This is a genomic window from Streptomyces sp. TLI_105 (assembly GCF_900105415.1).
Lineage (GTDB): Bacteria > Actinomycetota > Actinomycetes > Streptomycetales > Streptomycetaceae > Streptomyces.
This window is the reverse complement of the sequence record NZ_FNSM01000001.1, coordinates 7,933,053-7,954,039: the sequence shown is the minus strand read 5'-3', so window position 1 is coordinate 7,954,039 and position 20,987 is coordinate 7,933,053. Positions and strand designations below refer to the sequence as shown.

The 20,987-nt window shown below is 71.9% G+C and carries 22 protein-coding genes and 3 pseudogenes; 14 read left to right on the top strand and 11 right to left on the bottom strand.

From position 1 onward, the window contains the following. From BLW86_RS36215 to BLW86_RS36190, 6 genes are all read left to right on the top strand, one after another. Positions 1 to 891, top strand: coding sequence for an ABC transporter permease (locus tag BLW86_RS36215; protein WP_093877931.1), 891 nt, complete (start codon positions 1 to 3; stop codon positions 889 to 891). Further along, positions 888 to 1,724, top strand: coding sequence for an ABC transporter permease (locus tag BLW86_RS36210; RefSeq protein ID WP_093877930.1), 837 nt, complete (start codon positions 888 to 890; stop codon positions 1,722 to 1,724). The genes BLW86_RS36215 and BLW86_RS36210 overlap by 4 nt, the downstream gene beginning before the upstream one ends. Positions 1,725 to 1,729: 5 nt before the next feature. Next, positions 1,730 to 2,881 carry an ABC transporter ATP-binding protein gene (locus BLW86_RS36205; protein ID WP_093877929.1) on the top strand — a complete coding sequence of 384 codons (1,152 nt, stop codon included), beginning with the start codon at positions 1,730 to 1,732 and terminating at the stop codon, positions 2,879 to 2,881. Positions 2,882 to 2,906: 25 nt separating this feature from the next. After that, a complete protein-coding gene (locus BLW86_RS36200) occupies positions 2,907 to 4,223 on the top strand; it encodes a flavin monoamine oxidase family protein (RefSeq protein WP_093877928.1) in 1,317 nt (438 codons plus the stop codon). Continuing rightward, complete coding sequence (locus tag BLW86_RS36195) at positions 4,216 to 5,616, top strand: aminobutyraldehyde dehydrogenase (protein WP_256341559.1); 1,401 nt, start codon at positions 4,216 to 4,218, stop codon at positions 5,614 to 5,616. The genes BLW86_RS36200 and BLW86_RS36195 overlap by 8 nt, the downstream gene beginning before the upstream one ends. A gap of 190 nt (positions 5,617 to 5,806) precedes the next feature. After that, positions 5,807 to 6,760, top strand: a complete 954-nt coding sequence (locus BLW86_RS36190) for an immunity 49 family protein (RefSeq protein WP_093877926.1) — start codon at positions 5,807 to 5,809, stop codon at positions 6,758 to 6,760. A 155-nt stretch (positions 6,761 to 6,915) separates the two neighbouring features. Here BLW86_RS36190 and BLW86_RS36185 read toward each other — a convergent pair whose 3' ends face one another. Continuing rightward, on the bottom strand, positions 6,916 to 9,591 hold the full coding sequence (locus BLW86_RS36185; RefSeq protein ID WP_093877925.1) for an FAD/NAD(P)-binding protein: 2,676 nt from the start codon (positions 9,589 to 9,591) through the stop codon (positions 6,916 to 6,918). 223 nt (positions 9,592 to 9,814) lie between these two features. Between BLW86_RS36185 and BLW86_RS36180 the strand changes: the two genes are divergently transcribed. From BLW86_RS36180 to BLW86_RS36170, 3 genes and pseudogenes are all read left to right on the top strand, one after another. Beyond that, positions 9,815 to 10,276 carry an RrF2 family transcriptional regulator gene (locus tag BLW86_RS36180; protein WP_093877924.1) on the top strand — a complete coding sequence of 154 codons (462 nt, stop codon included), beginning with the start codon at positions 9,815 to 9,817 and terminating at the stop codon, positions 10,274 to 10,276. 42 nt (positions 10,277 to 10,318) lie between these two features. Continuing rightward, a pseudogene (locus tag BLW86_RS43575) lies at positions 10,319 to 10,555 on the top strand (histidine phosphatase family protein); the annotation flags it as partial. 65 nt (positions 10,556 to 10,620) lie between these two features. Continuing rightward, on the top strand, positions 10,621 to 10,869 hold the full coding sequence (locus BLW86_RS36170) for a zinc-binding dehydrogenase (RefSeq protein WP_143060316.1): 249 nt from the start codon (positions 10,621 to 10,623) through the stop codon (positions 10,867 to 10,869). A 51-nt stretch (positions 10,870 to 10,920) separates the two neighbouring features. Here BLW86_RS36170 and BLW86_RS36165 read toward each other — a convergent pair whose 3' ends face one another. Beyond that, positions 10,921 to 11,436, bottom strand: a complete 516-nt coding sequence (locus tag BLW86_RS36165; RefSeq protein WP_218138030.1) for a hypothetical protein — start codon at positions 11,434 to 11,436, stop codon at positions 10,921 to 10,923. A gap of 96 nt (positions 11,437 to 11,532) precedes the next feature. On the opposite strand from BLW86_RS36165, the gene BLW86_RS42285 reads away from it, so the two are divergent. Beyond that, positions 11,533 to 11,673, top strand: a complete 141-nt coding sequence (locus BLW86_RS42285; RefSeq protein WP_177181854.1) for a hypothetical protein — start codon at positions 11,533 to 11,535, stop codon at positions 11,671 to 11,673. A 128-nt stretch (positions 11,674 to 11,801) separates the two neighbouring features. Here BLW86_RS42285 and BLW86_RS43565 read toward each other — a convergent pair whose 3' ends face one another. The 3 genes from BLW86_RS43565 to BLW86_RS36155 are packed head-to-tail and all read right to left on the bottom strand — an operon-like array spanning position 11,802 to position 13,740. Next, positions 11,802 to 12,395, bottom strand: coding sequence for a toxin TcdB middle/N-terminal domain-containing protein (locus tag BLW86_RS43565; protein WP_256341558.1), 594 nt, complete (start codon positions 12,393 to 12,395; stop codon positions 11,802 to 11,804). Further along, on the bottom strand, positions 12,355 to 13,083 hold the full coding sequence (locus tag BLW86_RS43560) for a hypothetical protein (RefSeq protein ID WP_256341557.1): 729 nt from the start codon (positions 13,081 to 13,083) through the stop codon (positions 12,355 to 12,357). Before BLW86_RS43560 ends, BLW86_RS43565 begins: the two co-directional genes overlap by 41 nt. After that, positions 13,084 to 13,740 (bottom strand): hypothetical protein, encoded by a 657-nt coding sequence (locus BLW86_RS36155; protein WP_093877921.1) that lies wholly within the window; start codon positions 13,738 to 13,740, stop codon positions 13,084 to 13,086. It abuts the gene before it with no gap. A gap of 99 nt (positions 13,741 to 13,839) precedes the next feature. On the opposite strand from BLW86_RS36155, the gene BLW86_RS43555 reads away from it, so the two are divergent. Next, complete coding sequence (locus tag BLW86_RS43555; RefSeq protein WP_256341556.1) at positions 13,840 to 13,962, top strand: hypothetical protein; 123 nt, start codon at positions 13,840 to 13,842, stop codon at positions 13,960 to 13,962. Between the two features lie 117 nt (positions 13,963 to 14,079). Here the strand turns inward: BLW86_RS43555 and BLW86_RS36150 are convergent. Further along, positions 14,080 to 15,092: pseudogene (locus BLW86_RS36150) on the bottom strand (IS630 family transposase). A 345-nt stretch (positions 15,093 to 15,437) separates the two neighbouring features. Here BLW86_RS36150 and BLW86_RS36145 point away from each other — a divergent pair. Beyond that, entirely contained in the window at positions 15,438 to 16,841 is a 1,404-nt protein-coding gene (locus tag BLW86_RS36145) for an FAD-binding oxidoreductase (RefSeq protein ID WP_093877920.1), read from the top strand. A gap of 37 nt (positions 16,842 to 16,878) precedes the next feature. On the opposite strand, the pseudogene BLW86_RS44150 reads toward BLW86_RS36145, so the two are convergent. Then, a pseudogene (locus tag BLW86_RS44150) lies at positions 16,879 to 16,959 on the bottom strand (IS630 family transposase); the annotation flags it as partial. A gap of 351 nt (positions 16,960 to 17,310) precedes the next feature. Here BLW86_RS44150 and BLW86_RS36135 point away from each other — a divergent pair. Then, on the top strand, positions 17,311 to 17,814 hold the full coding sequence (locus BLW86_RS36135) for a MarR family winged helix-turn-helix transcriptional regulator (protein ID WP_093877919.1): 504 nt from the start codon (positions 17,311 to 17,313) through the stop codon (positions 17,812 to 17,814). Positions 17,815 to 18,005: 191 nt separating this feature from the next. On the opposite strand, the gene BLW86_RS36130 is transcribed toward BLW86_RS36135, so the two are convergent. The 4 genes from BLW86_RS36130 to BLW86_RS43540 form a co-directional block, all read right to left on the bottom strand. After that, positions 18,006 to 18,560: a DM13 domain-containing protein gene (locus BLW86_RS36130; protein WP_093877918.1), complete on the bottom strand. Its 555-nt coding sequence runs from the start codon at positions 18,558 to 18,560 to the stop codon at positions 18,006 to 18,008. A 123-nt stretch (positions 18,561 to 18,683) separates the two neighbouring features. After that, positions 18,684 to 19,016 carry a phosphatase PAP2 family protein gene (locus BLW86_RS43550; RefSeq protein WP_256341555.1) on the bottom strand — a complete coding sequence of 111 codons (333 nt, stop codon included), beginning with the start codon at positions 19,014 to 19,016 and terminating at the stop codon, positions 18,684 to 18,686. Next, positions 18,938 to 19,261 (bottom strand): hypothetical protein, encoded by a 324-nt coding sequence (locus tag BLW86_RS43545; protein ID WP_256341554.1) that lies wholly within the window; start codon positions 19,259 to 19,261, stop codon positions 18,938 to 18,940. Before BLW86_RS43545 ends, BLW86_RS43550 begins: the two co-directional genes overlap by 79 nt. A gap of 171 nt (positions 19,262 to 19,432) precedes the next feature. Beyond that, a complete protein-coding gene (locus tag BLW86_RS43540; RefSeq protein ID WP_256341553.1) occupies positions 19,433 to 19,735 on the bottom strand; it encodes a hypothetical protein in 303 nt (100 codons plus the stop codon). 187 nt (positions 19,736 to 19,922) lie between these two features. On the opposite strand from BLW86_RS43540, the gene BLW86_RS36115 reads away from it, so the two are divergent. Continuing rightward, positions 19,923 to 20,984, top strand: coding sequence for an NAD-dependent epimerase/dehydratase family protein (locus BLW86_RS36115; RefSeq protein WP_093877917.1), 1,062 nt, complete (start codon positions 19,923 to 19,925; stop codon positions 20,982 to 20,984). Positions 20,985 to 20,987: the final 3 nt, after the last annotated feature.

Here is a 20,987-nt window from a genome sequence, read left to right as displayed (position 1 = left end):
ATGGCCGACGCCGCCCGTCCCCCACGCGCCGGCAGAAAGCCGGTCCGGGAACGTCTGTGGACCTGGCTGATGCTCCCCGGCACGCTCTGGATGACCGTCTTCCTGGTCGCCTCCCTGATCCTGGTGGCCACCCTCGCGTTCGGCACCACCGACCCGCTCGGCAATCCGCGCTTCGGGTTCGTCCTCGACAACATCACGGCCCTGGCCGACCCGGCGTACCGCACGGTCCTGCTGCGGTCGCTGGGCTACGCCCTGGTCACCTGCGCCGTCTGTCTGGTCGTCGCCTACCCCGTCGCGTACGCCATCGCGACCAGCGGCGGCCGGTACAAGAACCTGTTGATCACGGCGATCGTCGTCCCGTTCTTCGCCAACTACCTGGTGCGGATGTACGGCTGGTCCGTCGTCCTGTCCGACGACGGACCGCTGCTCAGGGCGCTGCGCGCCATCGGACTCGCCGACGGGGGGACCCGGATCCTGCAGACCGGCGCGGGCGTCGTCGCCGGTCTCGTCTACGGCTTCGTCGTCTTCATGATCATCCCGCTCTACGCGGCCATGGAGCGCATGGACACCTCGCTCGTCGAGGCCGGCCGCGACCTGTACGCCGATCCGCTGCGGACCTTCCTGTTCGTCACCGTCCCGGCCACCCGGCAGGGGGCGGCCGCCGGCTGCGTCCTCGTCCTGCTGCCCGCCATGGGCGACTTCGTCAGTGCCCAGCTCATGGGAGGCCCCGACCAGATCATGATCGGCAACCTGATCCAGGACAAGTTCTTCCAGGGCCAGAACTGGCCGCTCGGCTCCGCCCTCACCATGCTCCTGATGGCCGTCCTCTTCCTCGGCATGCTCGGCTACCTGCGGCGCGCCCGCAAGGACGAGGCGGAGGCGGTCCGATGAGGGCCGCCCGCGGGCGCCGCCGCGGCGCCGAACGCCGTCCCCGGTTCGCCATCGCCGTCACCGCCGTCTTCTTCGCGCTGCTCTACGTCCCCATCGGCGTCGTCGTCCTGTTCTCGTTCAACTCGCAGAAGTCCCTGACCGTCTTCGACGACGTCAGCCTGCGCTGGTACGGGGCGTTCCTCCGCGACGACGTGCTGTTGGACTCGCTCGGCATGAGCCTGCGGGTCTCCCTCGTCGCCATGGCCGGCTCGGTGGCGCTGGGCGTCGCCCTCGCGCTCGGCCTGGTCCGCGGCCGCAGCCGGCTCGGCTCCTTCGCCGGACTGGTGATGCTCGTCCCGCTCATCACCCCGGAGATCGTCACCGGCGTCGCCGCGATGCTCCTGTTCAAGGGCCTCGGCATCACCCTGTCCACGACGACCGTGATGCTCGCCGAGATCACCTTCTCCATCTCCTACGTGACGGTGATCCTGCGCTCCCGCGTCGCCGCCCTCAACCCGGAGATCGAGGAGGCGGCCATGGACCTCGGGGCCACCCGCCGGCAGGCCGTACGGCTGGTGACGCTGCCCGCGCTGCTCCCCGGCATCCTCGCCTCCGCCGTCCTCGTCTTCGCCCTGGTCTTCGACGACTTCGTCCTCGCCTACTTCACCACCGGCGTCGATCCGCAGCCCCTGTCGGTCCGGATCTACTCGGCCATCCGGTTCGGCGTCCAGCCCACCGTCAACGCCATCGGCACGCTGATGCTGGCCGGCTCCGTCGGACTCGTCGCCCTCGCCCTCGCCATCCCGCGCCTGTTCGGCCGGCGCGGCGGCCTCGACCTGCTCTCCGGGAAGTGAACGCCATGACCTCGCAACCCACGCCCCCGCAGACGCCACGCACCGCGCGATCCCCGCAACCGCAAGCCGTGCTCCCCCACCCCGCTGTCCGGCTCGACGGGGTCGGCAAGCGCTACCCCGGCGGCTCCGGCAGCTCCGCCTCGTACGCCGTCCACGACATCAGCCTGGACATCGCCCCCGGCGAGTTCTTCTCCCTGCTCGGTCCCTCCGGCTGCGGCAAGACCACCATGCTGCGCATGATCGGCGGCTTCGCCGACCCCACCGAGGGCAGCGTCCTGCTCGACGGGGAGGACGTGACGGGTCTCCCGCCCCACCGGCGCAACGTCAACACCGTCTTCCAGAGCTACGCCCTCTTCGACCACCTGTCCCTCGCCGACAACGTGGCCTTCGGCCTCAAGCGCAAGGGCGTCGCCCGCCCCGAGATCCGTCGCCGGGTCGCCGAGATGCTCGACCTCGTGCAGCTCGGCGACCTGGCCGGCCGCAGGCCGCCCACCCTCTCCGGCGGCCAGCGCCAGCGCGTCGCCCTCGCCCGCGCCCTGGTCAACCGTCCGCAGGTGCTGCTGCTCGACGAGCCGCTGGCGGCCCTCGACCTGAAGCTCCGGCGTCGGATGCAGGTCGAGCTCAAGCAGATCCAGCGCGAGGTGGGCATCACCTTCCTGTTCGTCACCCACGACCAGGACGAGGCCCTGACCATGTCGGACCGCCTCGCCGTCATGAACGAGGGCCGCATCGAGCAGTGCGGAACTCCGGAGGACGTGTACGAGCGTCCCACCAGCAGCTTCACCGCCTCGTTCCTCGGGACCTCCAACCTGGTCCCCGGCACCTACCGCGCCGGACGGGTGCTGCTCGACCAGGGCCCGGCGCTTCCCGTCGGCGACCGCCCCGGCATGACCGACGGCAGCCGGGTCAGCCTCTCGCTGCGGCCCGAGAAGATCTGGCTGTCCGACTTCGAGCCCGGCATGGCCCGGGTCACCGGCGTCGTCCGGGAGACCGTCTACTCCGGCCCCACCACCACGTACCTCATCGAACTGGCCCCCGGCGTCACCGTGCACGTCCTGGAGCAGAACACCGCCCGCTCCCGCATGGAGGACCGCTGGAGCGGCGGCGAGGAGGTCGAGCTCGGCTGGCGGCCCGAGCACTGCCTGGTCCTGGACTGACGACGGCCCCACCGGAGGAACACCCGTGAACCACGATGTCATCGTGCTCGGCGCCGGACTCGCCGGACTCGTCGCCGCCCGCGACCTGGCCGCGGGCGGAGTCGACGTCCTCGTCGTCGAGGCCCGCGACCGGGTCGGCGGCCGCGTCGAGCAGACCGCGCTGCCCGACGGCCGCCTCGTCCAGCTCGGCGGGGAGGTGGTCGGCTCGGCGCACACCGCGTACACGGCCCTCGTCGCCGAACTCGGCCTCTCCCTCGTCCCCAGCTACGTCGCCGAACCCGGCGCGCTCGCCCGCGCCACGCCCGAAGGCGTCAGCGCCGGCGACCCGCCGCACTGGTTCGGTCCCGGTGACGACGCCTCCCATCGGAAGGTCACCGCCGCCTTCGCCGCACTCGCCGCGACCGTCGACCCCGACGACCCCTGGTCCCACCCGCAGGCCACCGCCCTCGACCGGCTGTCCGTGGCAGGCTGGCTGCGCGACGAGGGGGCGAGCCCGGCCGTCGTACGGCTCTGGGAGATCGGCCGGCTCGCGCTCGCCGACGGCTCGTCCGAACGCGCCTCGCTGCTCGCCGCCCTCCGCAAGCACGCCGCCGTTCCCGGCCCCGGGCACTACGAGTACGAGGCCTGGGAGGGCCTGCGGGTGGCCGAGGGCTCGGCGACCGTGGCCCTGCGGATGGCGGCCGGGCTCGGCGGCAGAATCCGTACCGGCGCGCCCGTCGAGGCGCTCGTGGTCCGTCGCTCCGGCGGTTGCTCGGTGCGCCTCGCGGGCGGCGAGACCCTCACCGCGGCCGCCGTCGTCAGCGCGCTGCCCGCAGGCCCGCTGCGCTCGCTCGCCGTCACCGGCGTCGGCGAGGAGCGCCTGGCCTCGCTGCACCACCAGCGGCACGCCCTCGCCGCGAAGTTCGTCGCCGCCTACGACCGCCCGTTCTGGCGCGACCGGGGGCTCAGCGGTCTGTCCGAGTGCGAAGGGGTGCTGGGCAGCACCTGGCCGCAGAGCGACGGCGTCCTGTCCGCCCTGATCCCGCCCGAGCGATACGGCGTCCTGCTCGGCACCCCCGCCCACCTGCGCACCCGCGAACTCCTCGCCGAGATCGCCCGGCTGTACGGCGATCAGGCCCACCGGCCACGCGCCGCGCACCTGCGCCTGTGGGGCACCGACCCCTGGACCCAGGGGTACGTCACGCAATGGGCTCCGGGCGACGTCATGGCCGTCGGCCCCCGTCACGGCACCCATGAACCGCCCTTCTACGTCTGCGGATCCGACCAGTGGGTGGCCGGCTACATGGAGGGCGCCGTCCGCACCGGCCGCGCCGCCGCGAAGGAGGCCCTGCGCCGTGGCTGACAGTCTGCTGAACCACATCGGCGGCGAAGACCGAGCCGCCGCCACGGGCGCGACCACCGAGCTGGTCGACCCCGCCACCGGGCGCGTGCACGGCCGCGCCCCACGCTCCGGCCGCGCCGACACCGACGCCGCCTGCGCGGCCGCCGCGGCCGCGTACGGGTCCTGGTCGGCCACCACCCCGGCCGACCGGCAGCGGGCCCTGCTCGCCGTCGCCGATGCCGTCGAGGCGCACGCGGACGAGCTGACCGCCGCGGAGACCGCCGACACCGGGAAGCCCGCGGCGCAGTTCCGCACGGAGGAACTCCCCGCGATCGCCGACGCCTTCCGCTACTTCGCCGGAGCCGCCCGCAACCTCCCGGGCGCCGCCGCGGCCGAGTACACCGAGGGCCGCACCTCGCTGCTGCGGCGCGAACCGGTCGGCGTCTGCGCCCAGATCACCCCGTGGAACTACCCCCTGATGATGGCCGCGTGGAAGATCGCACCGGCCCTCGCCGCCGGCAACACCACCGTCCTCAAACCCGCCGACACCACCCCCTCCTCATCGGTACTGCTCGCCCGGATCGCGGCTCCCCACCTGCCCCCGGGCGTGCTGAACGTCGTCTGCGGCGACCGCGACACCGGCCGTGCCCTCACCGCCCACCCCGCCGTCGCCCTGATCGCGCTCACCGGCAGCGTCCGTGCCGGCCGGGAGATCGCCACCGCGGCCGCGGCCGGACTGAAGCGGGTCCACCTCGAACTGGGCGGCAACGCGCCCGTGATCGTCCACGACGACGTCGACGTCCCCGCCACCGCCGCCGCCCTGGCCCAGGTCGCCTTCTCCAACGCGGGCCAGGACTGCACCGCTCCCACCCGCTTCCTGGTCCACGCCCGCATTCACGACGCCTTCCTGGACGCCCTCGCCGACGCCGCCCGCGCACTGCGCCCCGGCATCGACCTCGGCCCGCTCAACAACGCCGCCCAGCTCGCCTCTGTCCGCGCACTGCTCGACCGGCTGCCCGGCCACGCCCGGATCGTGGCCGGCGGCCCGCCGCCCGCGCGGCCCGGCTTCTTCCACGCCCCCACCGTCGTCGCCGGGGTGCGCCAGGACGGCGAGATCGTCCAGGAGGAGATCTTCGGACCCGTCGTGACCGTGCAGCCGTTCGGCGACGAGTCCGAAGCGCTGCGGCTCGCCGACGACGTACGCTTCGGACTGGCCGCGAGCGTATGGACCAGGGACCACGACCGGGCGATGCGGGCGACCAGGGCCCTGCACACCGGGATCGTGTGGGTGAACACCCACGGCACCACGGTCTCCGAAATGCCGCACGGCGGAGTCAAACACTCCGGCTACGGCAGCGACCTGTCCCTCTCCGGCCTCCTCGACTACACCCGGCCCAAGCACGTGATGATCTGATCGGATCGTTTCGCCGCGGGTGCCCCGGTGCTCCTCGGTCCGGCTCTCGTTCGACCGGCGCGGCGCGGCACCACGCGGGTGCCCCGCGCCCCTCGCCCGGCCTGCCGTTCGTCGACCCGACACGGGGATGTCCCAGCGCGTTGATAGCGTGCCGCTGCCCGGCCGGATCGATCATGAAGGGACGGCAGTCATGCAGGAAGTGGCACATCACGAGGTGAGCGACGAGCGCATCGCCCACGCGCTCGAGGACATCAAGGGGAGGGCCTTCGGCCGCTGGCACAGCATGCGTTACGACTCCTTCCGCCTCGACAGGCTGCGCGAGATGAGTGACGAGCTGCTCGACCACGTCGCCGCCCGCACCCTGGGCGCACCGGAGCTCGACGATGCGTCACGCGTCGCGCTGCTGACCGCGGCGGAGTGTGCGCTGGGAGTGATCAGCCTGGGCTGCTACCCCAACGGCGACCAGGAGATCCGGTTCCCGCTGGTCCACGAGGAGCTGACGAGCGAGGAGCTCGCGTTCGAGGACGTCGTCGACGAGGCACCCACGGCGCGGACATGGCTGGACACCTTCGCGGCCGTCGTGGTCAGCGGCCTGGTGTGGGAGTGGCGGCGGGTCACCGGACTGCTGCTCCGGGGCGACTTCGCGTCCGCGATCCGGGACGGCGTGCCGTATTCGAAGCTGACGTCGGTGTCGACGCCGGCCGATCTGGCGGCCGTGGAGGCGCTGAGGGGCTACCTGACAGAGGAGAGCGGTCATCTCCCCCGCGACTGGCCGACCGTGCCCCTGTGCAAGCCCGGACCCGAGGAGCGTGCCGAAGCCGCCGGGCGACTGGACGCGGCCGGCGCGCTGACGCCGGACCAGCGGCTGCTGCGCGTCCTGCTCGACGACGACCAGGACGCCTTCGAGCATGCCCTCGTGACCCGGCTGGTCGCGCACCGCGAGAGTGTGGGCGCGGACCCCGCCCCGCGGACGCTGCTGCCACTGGACACCCTCGCCCTGGCAGCCCTGGCCGTCCAGGTGCACGGGTGGGACCTGCGCGTCCGGTCCGGCTACCTGCCCCACGGCATCGTCGGCCGTACCGACGCCCTCCGACGAGCCGCGGACACCGAGCAGAACGACCTCGGCCATTGGCACGTCAAGTAGCCACGAGCCCCCTGACCACTCCCCCGGCGCCGACTTCACGCTCTCCACAGGAGAGCGGAGTCGAGCACGGGCGCGAGGAAGGCCTCCTCTTCAGCGCCTCGATGGCCGCCGTCGCTCGATGGGGGGAGTGCGAGACCCGCTTCCCTTCCCGTCCGTCAGAGGCTCAGTCCGGCCAGCCTGCGCCGGTCGAGCGGCGACGCCCGGCGATCGAGGCGTTGTTCGAGGAGGTGGCGGGCGGTGTCGCTGTGTCCCGCCTCCACCAGCGCGTACAGCAGGGTCTCCTCGACGATCTCGCGCTGTGCCGCGCTGCCTCCCACGCGGCGCAGCGAGGGCAGCAGTCCGCGCAGTTCCCGCACCGCGCTGGCCCACTCCTCCTCCAGGACCGCTTCCAGCGCGCTGCACAGCGGGACGACGACCTCCCGCTGCACCGGGTCCGCGCCGGCCGCGTGGGTGCGCAGGCGGCGGAGGGCGGGGAGGTCTCCGGCGGCGGCGAGGGCGACGGCGCCGTGCAGGGCCGTGAACGCCGTCGAGGGACGTTCGACCAGATCGCGGGCGACCGCGTCGAGCACGCCGTCGACGGGGACGCGACCGGTCCAGTTCCGGGACATGCGGGCCCGCCACAGCAGGGAGCCGGAGTCGACGAGGGCCCGCACCCCGTTCACCCGGCCTGGTGCGAGCTGAGCGAACCAGCGGCGGCGTACCGCCGCGGAGTCGTCGAGGGCCAGTTCGTGGAGCGCCACGTGCCAGGAGAAGTGCGCCCGGTGCACGGCGCCCCGCCCCTGGCCGCCGATCCAGCCGTCGAGCCAGTCCCGGCCGGTGCGGTGCGCACCGGACTCGTAGTGGACGTGGGCGAGGGTGTGCACGGCGTGACCGGAGGCGGGTTGCGCGGCGAGTGCTGCCTGAGCGAGCTCGCCGGCCTCCTCGATCCTTCCTTGCTCCTGCCGGACGAAGGAGAGGAGGGAGGTGTGGAACCAGTGCCCTTCGTAGGCGGACGCGGTCCGCTCCACCAGACCGAGGGCCAGCGTGCCGTCGAGATCCGCGACGCCGGAGAAGGCGATGGTGGGGACGGCGATGCCGAGCGCGAACGCGTCGGCGGGAAAGCGGCCGAGGTGGCCGACGAGCGCCGTGTCGCCGTCGCCCGCGGCGCCCGCGTGGGCTTCGTGCTCCCTGATGCGGCGCGTGACGACGTCGACGAACGACCGCTCCCGTTCGTCGCCGCGTTCCCGCACGCTGCGCTGGGCGTCCGCCAGCTCCCGGGCGACATCGACGTCCGCTCCGCACTCGTGACCGAGCAGGGCGAGTGCGGCGTGCCCGAGCGCGAACCCGGGGTCCAGTTCGGTGGCGCGCGCGAACGCCTCGGCCGCCTTCGCCCGTACGGTGATCACCCGGGCGAGTCCGCAGCGGAAGGACGCGGCGGCTGCGGCATGGGTGGACAGCGGCAGTCCGAACTGGTCGGTGGGCCGGCGGCGTACCGACCGGGGGGCGCTGGTGAGCGGGGCGAGTACGGCCTCTGCGATCTCCTTGGCCTGGTGACGGATCTCGGGGATCGCGGTCGTCTCCCACAGCTCGCCCCGGCGGGGCGCGCCCAGGGTGAACAGCGGCCGCTCCAGGTGCCCTCGGGCGTCGAGCAGCCTGCCGCCGTCGGTGGACACACCGATGCCCAGCGGTCCGGGTGCGGCGAGGCCGTCGGACAGCAGCCCGCTCCACAACGGGTCGCCGCCGGCGTCGGCCCGCAGCCCCGGGCCCGTACAGTCCACCACCCATGCCACGCGCACCTCGCGGCCGTCGGCGAGGGAAACGATCAGGCCGCCGTCCTTTTGTGGTGCCGCGGAGGTGACCCGGCCGGCGTGGACGCGGAGCCTGCGGGCGGCGCGCGCCCGGGCGATGGTCTCGGCGGTGGAGGGTGCCATGCGATGCCGGTGCACGTTCCACAGGGTGGCGTCACGGCCGAGGAACTCAGCCCGCTCGTCGTCGGTGAGGCCCTGCCAGAGCCGTACGATCTCGGGCCGCAGCCCGTCGAGTGCGGGCCGCCAGTCGCCGTGGGCGCGGCGCGTGGCGGCGAAGTGCCGCGTCAGCTCCCTGCGGAGGCGGTGGAACGGGAGAGCGGCGAGACCCGGCGGCGGCGGTACGGGGGGCAGCGGGGTGACCGCGTGCGGCTGGGGAAGCAGCCCGCCACGGGACACGGCGTGCACCGTGCGGCCGGGACGGTCGAGGACGAGCGCGAGGTCGACGGCGGTGAGACCGGTGCCGACGAGGAGGACGTCTTCCGACTCGCCGACGACGTCGAGCGCGCCCGGTGTCCAGGGACGGGGGACGAACCGGTCGGAGGCGACCAGCTCGGGCGGGGCCCAGCCGGACCGGCCCGCCGCGGGTCCGGTGGCGAGGACCACGTTGTCCGCCGTCACCGTGCCGCCGTCGGCGAGCTTGAGCTCCAGGCGCCCCCCGGCCGCGTCGGCGCACCCCACCGCCCTGGTGCGCAGCCGCCGTACGGAGACCGTGCCGTGCGCCGTGATGATGGCCCGGCCGAGCGTGTCGGCGAGGTACGAGCCGTAGCGGTACCGGGAGGCGAAGTCCGCCGCGGTGACGGTGGATTCGCCGTGCCGGCAGAGCCAGCGCCGGAAGTGACCCGGGTCGTCCGGGTAGCAGCTCATGCCGCCGACGGGCACGTTGAGCCGGTGCTCGGGGACCTCGGTGGCGTACGCGGTGCCCCGGCCCGCCTCTGGCGCGGGGTCGACGAGGATCAGATCGAGCGGGGTACGGCGTCGGGCCGCCCCTTCGCACAGCTGGACCGCGACGAGCGCACCAGCCGCGCCCGCGCCGACGACTGCCACGGTCGGTCGAGGACGGGCGGACTCGGTGGACGGCGAGGACACGACAGGTACCACGGAAACCTCCGACCAGGGGCGGGTACTGCACGGCCAATGTTCACTATGTCGATGAACAAAGTGGAGTGGCAACGCCGCTTCCGGACAAGCACGGTGCGCCGGAGTGTTGTTGACGGCCTGCCGACACCACCGCAGGTCAGGTTCCGGCTACTCGTGAGACATTGGGTCCGTGAGGATCTCAGCACGAACGGACTACGCCATCCGGGCCATGGCCGAGTTGGCCTGCTCCCCGGACCGGCCCCTCAAGGCCGAGGACATCGCCGGACGCCAGGACATCCCCGTCCGCTTCCTCTTCGTCGTGCTGAGCGACTTGCGGCAGGCACGTCTGGTGCGCGGCGTGCGCGGCCCCGACGGCGGTTACTCCCTCACCCGGCCGCCCGCGGAGATCACCCTCGCCGACGTCATCCGCGCGATGGACGGACCACTCGTCAGCGTGCGGGACCTGAAGCTGACGGGGCTGGAGTACCAGGGTGCGGCGGCTCCCATGCCGGATGTGTGGCGTGCCGTGCGGACGAGTCTGCGCCAGGTCCTGGAGAGCACGACCCTCGCGAATCTGGCGACGGGCACCCTGCCCGAGCTCGTACGGGACCGGGTCCGCGACTACAACGACGACGTGCGGACGTACCCGTAACGTCCATGGCCGTTCGAGGACCCGCCCCTCACGCCCAAGGATGTGCCGCCCTCCACCGAGCCTCCTGAGCACGCCGGATCCGCCGACGGCCGACCGCGCCGGCTGTTCGTCCCGCGGCACGCCAAGAGCGCCTGGCCGGAGGGCGTTGCCGACCAGGACCGTCCCCTCGGCCCGCGCGGGCTGCGCGACGCCCCGGCCACCGGGAGCTTCCCGGCGGAGAGCGGCGTACTGCCCGACCTCGCCCTGTGCTCCCCGGTCCGGCGCGCCCGCCGGACCTGGTCCGGCACCTGGACGGACCTCTGCCCCGGCCCGCGAGCACGGACGCCGTCCTCGACGCAGCCCAGATGGGCAAGGACGCACTCACCGCCGTCCGCGACGGCGGCACCTACGTCGGCGCCGTCCCCGGCATGGAACCCCCCTCCGAACTCGGCATCCACGTCGACCACCGGTACGTCAAGGCCGACGGCACCCTGCTCGCCGAGCTCGCCCACCTGGCAGACCAGGGCGTGCTCCAGGTCCGTGTCGCGGGCCCCCACCCACTCGACCAGGCGGCCACAGCACACGCCCGGATGGCCGAGGGCGGCCTGCGGTGATGACGCTCTGCGAAAACGGCTCTGACCGTGGTTTCGTGAACGGTCTCGGGCTCAGTCGTCGGCTGCGACCAGGAGCGTCAGCAGAGCCCGGTCCTGATCGATGACGAGGTATTCGTGGAAGTCGGTGTGCACGCCGCCCCAGTCGTGGAACTTCTGGTGCCCCAGGTCCTGGAGGTGGTAGCAGCTGGTGGCCGATTCGATCGGGGTATGCACGGTCGAGGCGAGAGTCTCCTCCAGGGACTCCGGGATGGCACCGTGCTGGCCGGCCCAGCTGCGGAGGGTGCGGAGTGCCTCTGTGCTGGCGACCGGCCGGTAGGCATGCGCCGTGACGTGCTTGAGCCAGTACGGGCCGTGGCGCATCCCCGCAGGATCGACACCGCCGCCCGCGTAGTCATCGCGGAACTGCTCGTGCGCGACGAGCGCCGCCAGCAGATCACTGTCCTGGGTGCCCTGAGGGAATCGGAAGGACTTCACGTCGACCCAGCGGCAGCCGTGCGGTCCGTGCCCTGTGAAGTCGTGGTGCCGGAAGTTCACGAGGACCTGAGTATCCAGGACGAGCTTTGTCACAGGCGCACGCTATCGCGCCCCGAGACGGCGAGCGATCGGCCTGGGGTTTCACGGAGCTGCGGTCAGAGCCGCGAAAACGGCTCTGACCGGATTTCCGTGACGGAAAAGACCGAGCAGCCGGACTCCGTGCTGCGGCACGATGTCGGCATGGAAGACAAGGCTTTCGCATGGGTGACTCTCTTCCGCTACGAGAACGTTCCCGGTCGCCCGCGGCCGGGTTGGCTGACGGCGGTTTGACTGCGGGACCGAGGTGTCGACTGGAACCCGTTCGCCGAGGATGAGGTCCGGGTCGACCTGATGTGTGGTGTCCGTTCGGACGGCCACTGGCATGGCACGTTTGTTGTTCGCTTCCGCGCTGACGCTCTTCAGCGGCTCGGCCTGCATCCTGACCAGCCGACGTCAGCGCCGATGGACCCACCGCCGCCAGAATGGTGGGGCCCGTGGGCCCGGTGAGCTTCAGTTCCGCCCTCGGTGAGGCTGCGGGTGAGAAGTCCGCGGGTGACGTAGCCGTCGGTGCGGCAGTCGTCGGTGCGGACGCGGCGGACGGCGTCGTCGGCACCGGGGGCGCGCTGTGCGGTGACCACCCGGCCGAAGCCGGGGAACTCGCGTTCGGCGCGGTGGTAACGGCCCTTCTCGTAGCGGAAGGTGGCGCTGCTCGCGTCCGCGCCGTCGCCGGGGACCCCGTCGGTGACGGTGGAGCGGGAGAGTACCCAGCGGCTGTCCGGCATGACGGCGGTGTTGCCGGTGCGGGTGTGGTCGAGGTCGATACGGGCGCCCATGGGGCGACTGACCGAGCGGAGGAGGTTGATGCGGCCGCCCTTGTCGAGGGCGGCCTGCATCTCATTGTTCCGGGTGGACTTCACGTGGTCGGGGAGGCCGTCGCCGTTGACGTCGGTGAGGTCGAACCTGGCGTCGGACTCACCGCCACCGAGGTTGCCGCCGATGCCCAGGGCGGGCATCTCGGGGCCGGTGCGCGCGGAGGTGGCGGCGGACCTGACCGGTCGGCGCGTCGTTGCCGCTCGCGTTGGCGAGGGTGCGGGTCGGGCTACCGGCGCTGAGGGCGACGCCGCCGGAGAGCGACGTCGACTCACGGACGTTGCCGCCGAGGCTGCCGCGGGTGGCGCCGAGGCCGCCGTCCATGTCGGAGTACTGGATCTCCTTGCTGCCGACCACGTCCGGGTACCGGTCACCGTTGATGTCGAGGAAGTCGACCTCGCCGGTGGTGGCACCAAGAGCGCCGCTGCCGCCGAACGGGCCGAGCGTCAGGGGGGTGGAGATCTGCTGGGTGCGGCCCCGCCGGATCGGGCCGGTGGACCCGGCGAGATCGGCGTCGGTGACCACGTCGACCGTGTCGAGGCCGAGCCGGGAGCTCGCGGCAGCGGAGTCGCCGATCCACGTGCTGTCGTCGGAAGCGACCCACTTGCCGTTCGCGGGCTGCGGGGCGAAGACGGTGATCCGCGGGGTGGGGACCTTCGGGTTCGCGGTGAACGCGTCGAGGTCCGCCTGGACCGGTGCCTTCGGCAGCGCGTCCTTGTAACTCTGGTCGATGACCAGCTCGTTCTGGGCGATGGGGCGGGTGGCCCGGTGCGCTCTCGCCGCGGTAAGGGCACGATCATCAGGCTGACCGCGGCTGAAGCCGATCCGCACCTATGACCGCGGTGTGCTGTCCGAGCGCCACGTGGTGAGACGGGGGTGCCCCGGCAGTTCGGCGCGGCCGGTGGCCCACAACAGGGTGAGCCAGGGATCCGCGCCGTCCGGAGCCTCTGGAAACAGACGGGCGAGCACCCGCGAGCAGAGAGCGGAGGGCGGGGTCCAGGCAAGTCCGAAGCCTTCCGCCACATCGTGCATGTGCACCAGCGTCTCTTGCAGCCCCAGCGCCGCGAAGCCTTCGGGGTCCGACACCCCGGCGGCGTGGTGGGCGCGGACCCGGGGCGGCGTCGTACGCACCATGGCGACCAGCAGCGCGCCGCACGCCTCCAGCACCTGCATCAGTCCGGCCGGACCCGCATCACGGTCCGCGTAGACGAAGACCATGGGTCCGTCCGGCCTCTTCTGGCTCAACGCGAAAGGCACATGGGTGTCCAGCGGCGGGATCTGCGGCCCCAGCTGCACGGCGTAGTAGAGCAGGTCGTTGGCGAGGTGCTCGACGGTCTCCCAGCAGTCCCACTCCAGCGAACCGGCCTTACCGCCCCACCCCTCCGGGGGTGCGTCTCGAAGGGTGCCCACGGCGAGCCGCACGGCAAGGTCGACGTCGTCCGCGGTGACGGGAGACAAGACTGATCCGGTTTCGACTGATCGAGACATGACAGCACCGTATCGCGAGGGAAGAGGGCAACCACATCCAGCTGGTGCTGTGATCGGAAAGGTTCACCGGGTCCGATCGTGTGACGGCAGGATCGGTTCGTGGATCTTTCCGAGGGCTTGGCCGGATGGACCGATGGGGACGGTGCAGCCTTCGTCGTGGGCCGCTCGTCGGGGATCTTTGAGGCGCCTGTGACGTTCACGCAGGTCAAGTCGGTGTTCTGAACGAAACAACCCGTTGGGGAACGTCCTCCATGAGGTGCCGCTTCAGTTGGTCGCCGCGGGAGTGCTGGAGCGGCGTGAGGAACCGGACGAGCAGTTCCTGTGGTCGGGGCGATGACGTCAGGCCGCCTCTGGTAGAGGTCTACCGCCCCAGCGGACACCTCGTTCGCTGCGGATGCGTGCGCGTTCGCGTCGCTGGGCGGCCAGGACATCGGGGTGGCGGGCGTTGTTGTTCCGCCGGCGCAGGTAGGCGTGCGGGGCCCGGGTCTGGACGGTGTGGTTCGGATGGTGGGAGTGGGCCGGCGTGAACTGCCGCGGCGGTCCGAAGTGGGCCTCGATGGGGTCGGCCCAGAACGCGCAGGTCGGGGTGAAGCACGGCTCGACCTTGTTCCAGTCCACCCACCTGCGGATTCTCCGGTTCAGGTGGGCGGAGAGGTTGTCGAGGATCACGTAGATCGGGGCGCCGTCCGGACAGGTGGCGCGGATGGACCGCAGGGCGGCCCAGGTGTGGTCGGTGCCCCTGCGGAGCCGGTTGATCCCCCCCACAGCTCGTCGCCGCCGACCGAGTAGCAGCCGTGGAAGTAGGTGATGCCCGTGGGTGCGTCGGTAGGCGGCTGGCAATCGGTCGGGGCGGCTCTGTTCGACCCAGCAGGAGCGGCGGTGGGCGGATGCCCAGGGGCCCGAACGCGTCGAAGGCGAACGTGCGGTCCGGACGTTCCTCGACCGCGCACTCGATCCGTTCCAGCTTGGCGCCGAACGCTGGATCCGGGATTCCTTCCAGGTCTTCGTCCGCTGGAAGGTGATCCCGCGACGTGCCAGTAACGAGCGCGGGGCCTCGCGGCCGATCGGACGGGCCGGGCTGTGTTCCTGCGGAGGTGATCGACCAGTTTGCGGATCGACCAGCGGGTGAAGGGTTTGCCCAGCATGGTGGGGCGGGTGGTGGCCGTCTGGATGACGAAGTTCTCGTCGGCACTGCGCAGCAGGTGGGGACGGCCTCCCGCCCGAGGGTTGAGGCGTGCGAGCCCGATCTCGTGGAAGCGGTGGACCACGTCGCGGACGGTGTCCTCGTCCGCCTGGACCAGCCGCGCGATCACCGGGACTTCGTGGCCGCCATCCGAGGCCGGCAGCATCATCGCCCGCCGAAACCGCACCGAGCTCGTGCTGCCCCGCCACACGAGTCGCTGAAGCTTCTGCTCCTTTTGCCCAGTCGGCCTCCGGACCTTGACCGGTGGTGCCCTCCCGCCTCCCCTGCTGGTGGGAAGTCGTCACTTCCCACCAGCACAACGAGCAACCCGGTGAACGTTGCCGGTCACAGCACTAGGACCCCGACCGGGAATCCTCGCCGAGTGGAGGTCGAACCGCATTCCGTCGCCGACGTGCTCCGGCACGATCTCCTCTCCGGTTTACGTGAATGGTCATCCTGTGGGACGAGGGCTAGCGTGGCAGGGGTAAGCCTCGTCTGCTCCGCGGAGGCTGTCATGACCCAGCTCACCGATCATGCCGTCGGCTCGCTCAGGGGCCGGATCAGGGGAGACGTCCTCGGGCCGGAGCATCCTGAGTACGACACCGCCCGCTCCGTGGCCAACGGAGCCATCGACCACCGCCCCGCCCTGCTGGTCCGCTGCATCGACCCCCCGGATGTCGCCACCGCGCTGTCCTTCGCCCGTGACGAGCACCTCGAGGTGTCGGTGCGCTGCGGAGGGCACAACCCGGCGGGTGCCGCCGTCTGCCCCGACGGGCTGGTCGTCGACCTGACCGCGATGCACACCGTCACGGTCGACCCCGAGGCCCGCACCGCCCGCTGCGGCGGCGGAGCCACCCTCGCCCAGCTCGACGCCGCCACCCAGACGCACGGCCTCGCCGTGCCGGCCGGCACCATCAGCCACACGGGCGTCGGCGGCCTGACCCTCGGCGGTGGCATGGGCTGGCTCACCCGCCGCCACGGCCTGACCATCGACAACCTGCTGGGCGCCGAGGTCGTGCTGGCCAACGGCACCCTGGTGCACGCGTCGGCCGAGGAGAACCCGGACCTGTTCTGGGCGCTGCGCGGCGGCGGTGGGAACTTCGGGGTGGTCACGGCCTTCGACTTCGGGCTGCACGCGGTGGGGCCCGAGGTGCACGTCGGTGTCTTCTTCTGGGACATGTCGGTGGGCCGCGAGGCGATGGAGCTGATCCGCGAGGTGGTTCCGGCGCTGCCGCCGAAGCACAGTGCGCTGGTCGGCATCGGGCTGAGCGCCCCGCCGGAGCCCTTCGTACCGGTCGAGCACCACGGCAAGCTCGGCCACGCACTGATCATCGGAGGCTTCGGCAGCGCTGAGGAGCACGCCGCCGCGGCCGCCCTGCTGGACGATGGGCCGCCGAGGCTCTTCGAGATGCGGACCCCGCTGCCGTACACCCAACTGCAGAGCATGCTCGACGACTCCTCGCCGTACGGGATCCTCGACTACGAGAAGGGGCTCCCCGTCACGGAGTTGACCGACGACGTGATCGCGCTGCTGAACGAGTACCTGCGGCGCAAGACCTCGCCGCTGACCTTCTGCCCGACCTTCCGGCTGGACGGCGCCTTCACCGAGGTCGACGAGGACGCCACGGCCTACGGAAGCCCGCGCGAACCCGGCTACATGATGGCCCTCACCGCCCTCACCTCCGCCCCGGAGGAGCTGGTGGCCGACACCGCCTGGGTCAGGGCGCTGTGGACCGAGCTGCTGCCGCACGCGGTCGGCCCCGGTGGCTACGTCAACTTCATGACCGAGATCGAGGAGGACCGCGTCCGGGCGTCCTACGGGCCGGAGAAGTACCAGCGGCTGGCCCGGATCAAGTCCAAGTACGACCCGGAGAACGTCTTCCACCGGAACGCCAACGTCACCCCCGCCGCAGCCTGACGCGCACGGTACGGGCAAGTGCCCGCGTACTCACCTGGTGAGCGGAGAGGTTGTCCGTGATCACGTAGAGGGGTGTGCCGTCAGGGCGGGCCGCGCGGATCGAGCGGAGCGCGGCCCACTCCTGATGCTCTGCCATGTGATCCGGCGCCTGGCTCTTGTTGGCCGCGCAGCGGAGCAGGACGACGAACACGGAAGCGGGCGACCTCCCGCCGCACGAACCGTCCGTCGTGGAAGGCGTTGGACAGGGTCGCCCCGCCCTGGCTGAAGGCCAGACATGTATCGCAAGCTCGCCGGCCTCGCCGGTCTCGCCGGCGAAGCCGAGTTCCTCGAACTGCGCCCGGAGCCACGTCTGGAACAGGCCGAAGACAGCGACGGCCCGGGGGCGTGCGGGATGCCCGAGTTTGGCGAGCTCGTTCGTCAGAGTCCCCACCGGGCAGCCGACGTCCTGACGGAAGGTAGTGTCGCGATCATGGGATTACTGACTGGATCCGCCACCGACCAGGCGCCGGCGAACCCGGCCGCCACCGATGACATGCTGGCCACTCAGCCGGTCGGCTACTGGTGCGGCCTGACCCAGACGGCCGTCACCCGGCATCTGCGTGACGCCATGGCCAGGATCGACGTCACGCAGTCGCAGTACTGGGTGCTCAACCGCGTGAACGGCGGCCCCGCGGCGCCGAGCCGCGAGGAGGTCGTCGCGCAGCTGACGCACCTCGCCGACGGACCCCACGAGATCGCCAGGGTCGTCGACCAGCTGCTCCACCGCGCATGGCTCCGGATCGACGACGGGCAGCGCCTGCACCTCACGGATGCCGGCGAGGCCGCCAGAGCACGGCTCCGCGAGCTGGCGACCGAGGTACGCGCCGTGGTCCACCAGGGCATCAGCGACGAGGAGTACGTGGCCGCGCTCAAGGTACTGCGCAGGATGGTGGCCAACGTCGAGGGCGACGGGGCTCCCGGCAACCCGTCCTGATCGCGCGGTCCTGTGACGGACCCGGCGGGGAACAGGAGGCGACCACCACGTCATCACCGGTTGGCGCGCGGATCAGCGAAGATCGTACAACGTCATGAACTGCCGTACGCGGCAAGGGAATGCGCGCAGCAATGCCCCGGTGGACGCGGTGTGCTCCGGGGCATCATCGTCGAGCGCCTGTCGAACCGGTGTCAGGTGCGAACGAGCGCCGCAGCGCCGAAGGAGACGTCGAACCGGTCGCACCAGATGCTGACGCTCGGGTACGTCGACCAGTCGACGTCAGCGGGCAGCGGGTAGTTCTGGTCGCCCTTGTTGCCCTTCAGCTTGGCGAGGTCGACGTATTTCCCGTCGTCGAACACGCCCCAGCCGTCCTTGCCCTCCTCCACGGGCGCGTCGCTCAGCCAGACGCGCAGGTCCGGGCCGTTGCTCGTGTCCAGGCCCTCGAGCCGGAGCGTGTGGGTGCCGTCCGCGAGCCGGACGATCTTCACCGTGCCGGTCGTGGCGTGCTCGTGACTGACGAAACTGCCTTGCGCGACGGTGACCGGGCCGGGCGGTGCGGGAGTGGCCGACGCGGAGGAGGGCTCACCCGTCGCCGGCCTGTTCGGAGTCGCGCTCGCGGAAGGCAGCGCCTCGTTCACCGTCTCGTCCACCCACAGCGCCCAGGGCTTGAACCACGACAGCCCGGCCACCGCCAGCACCGCAACCACCACCGCGCCCCACCGCTGTTTCCTCGTGACGCGCCCCACGACGCCCCTCCTCCGTGTCTGCTGTTCACCTTCGTCGCCATTCAAGGTGATCGAACGCTCGCCGGACAGCCAGGGCCCGATGACGAAAGGCTTACGTCATCGGGCCAGGACGTGCCCGCCCGCTCAGAGCGTGCGCAGCTTGGTGGTGCAGACGTGGTGGGTGATCTTGTCGCCGAGGGTGAAGCAGAGCGTGAGGTTGACGCCGGCCGGGTTCTTCAGGAGCGGCTTCCGCTCCGGGTGGAGCCCGCTTTCCCGGATGACGGAGACGGGGCGCCACAGGTCGATGGGCACGAGGTACTTCATGTCACGATGGCCGATGCCGGCATCGGCCATCGTGATGGCCACGAGGGCGAACAGCTTCGCGTTCTCGTACGTGGTCAGCCCGCACGTGGTGGCGATCTCGCGGGTGGCCTGGAGGAGCCGGCCGACCGGGCGGCCTCCACCTGCGCCTTGCACGCGTCGCCGGCCAGGAGCTGCTCGTACGTGCCGTACAAGCCGGATGTGGGCGGCCGGAACTGCGATCCGGAGGTGGGGGCGAAGGGCTTGCCCCGTCCCCAGTACGGCGTGACGGCCTGGCTCGCCTGGGTGCAGTGGGGATCCTGCATGTCCGGGTAGCTCGTCGGCCGCCAGGCCCCCGGCGCGTTGTCGCCCATGTGAACGCGGTCGTCGTCCGACCCGTCGCCGTTCCGGGGGTCCGTCATCTACGTGACCATCTTGTTGACGACGGTGGCGTCGAGCAGGTCGAAAGTAGGAGCTCTCGGCATCGTAGATCGCGGCGTTCGCGGGCGGTCGGCCTCGAACCGGTTGGCCTCGAACCGGCCGGTGTCGAAGCGGTCCGTGGTGATGCCGTCCAGGGAGACCGTCCCCGGCGGCTACACGACCGCGCTCTCGGCGGGCGCATTCTGCGCGGCCGCCTTCTCGGCGGACGGGCCCGTCGCGGCGGTGAGGCGGTGCCGGCGCCTGGGCAGGCCGAAGGTCGGGTGCGAGGTGGTCCACAGCGACATCCCGAGGATGCCGCCCTTGATCCGTGCGGCCTTGCCGCCCAGGTGCTTCGGCTTCCCGGCACACCCGGCGCCGAGGGCGACGATGCGGTGCTTCCTGAGGTGCTCCCGTCGGTTCGCCGCTTTCCGGTGACTCGACCGGGACAGCGCCCGGATTCCCGACAGGAACCTCACAGGACGGGGGTCACGGGGCGGCGGGAGCCTCGCCTGACGGCGGCCTCGCACCCGCACGATGCGGCGCGGAACGGCCGACCCGCATGCGTACATGGCCGGAACGGGAATGCCCCACTGGGATGACGGAAGTCTTACGGCCGGGCGCGGGCACCTCCTGGACGCGGCGGCGGTCCGTAGCGTCACCCCCATGCGTGTACTTGTCACGGGAGGAGCCGGATTCATCGGCTCACACATCGTCAATGCCCTCATGAGGGCCGGGCACGAGCCGGTGGTTCTCGACGCCCTGCTGCCCGGCGCACACCACGTGACGCCCGAGGTCGCGGCCGTCGAGTTCCTCCATGCGGACGTCCGGGATCCCCGGGCGGTCGGCGCCGCCCTGCACGGTGTCGACGCGGTGTGCCACCAGGCCGCCATGGTCGGTCTCGGCAAGGACTTCGCCGACGCCCCGGAGTACGTGGGCTGCAACGACCTCGGCACGGCCGTCCTGCTCACCGCCATGGCGGACCTCGGCGTACGGCGACTCGTCCTCGCCGGATCGATGGTCGTGTACGGGGAAGGGCGGTACGAGTGCCCCGCGCACGGCGCCGTACGGCCCGGCGCCCGCCACCCCGAGGACCTCGCCTCGGGCCGCTTCGAGCCGCGCTGCCCCGTCTGCGACGCGGAACTCGCCCCGGGTCTGGTCGGCGAGGACGCGCCCGCGGACCCCCGGAACGTGTACGCCACGACGAAGCTCGCCCAGGAGCACCTGGCGGCCGCATGGGCTCGTGCGGTGGGGGGCACGGCGGTCTCGCTGCGCTACCACAACGTGTACGGGCCCGGGATGCCCCGCGACACCCCGTACGCCGGCGTGGCCTCCCTCTTCCGCTCGGCCCTCGCCCGGGGCGAGGCGCCCCGGGTGTTCGAGGACGGGGGTCAGCGGCGGGACTTCGTGCACGTACGGGACGTGGCGGCGGCCAACCTGGTCGCGCTGGAGGCCGGGGACGGGCTGCCGGTCGGCGCGCTCACCGCGTACAACACCGGCAGCGGCGAACCGCACACCGTCGGCGAGATGGCTACCGCCCTGGCCCGGGCGTGTGGGGGTCCCGAGCCCGTGGTCACGGGCGAGTACCGGCTGGGCGACGTCCGGCACGTCACCGCCGACTCCGCCCTGCTGCGGAAGGACCTGGGCTGGCGGCCCGCGGTCGGCTTCGCCGAGGGCATGACGGAGTTCGCCCGTGCCGAACAACGGGCCCCGGCGGCCTTGGGGTGATCG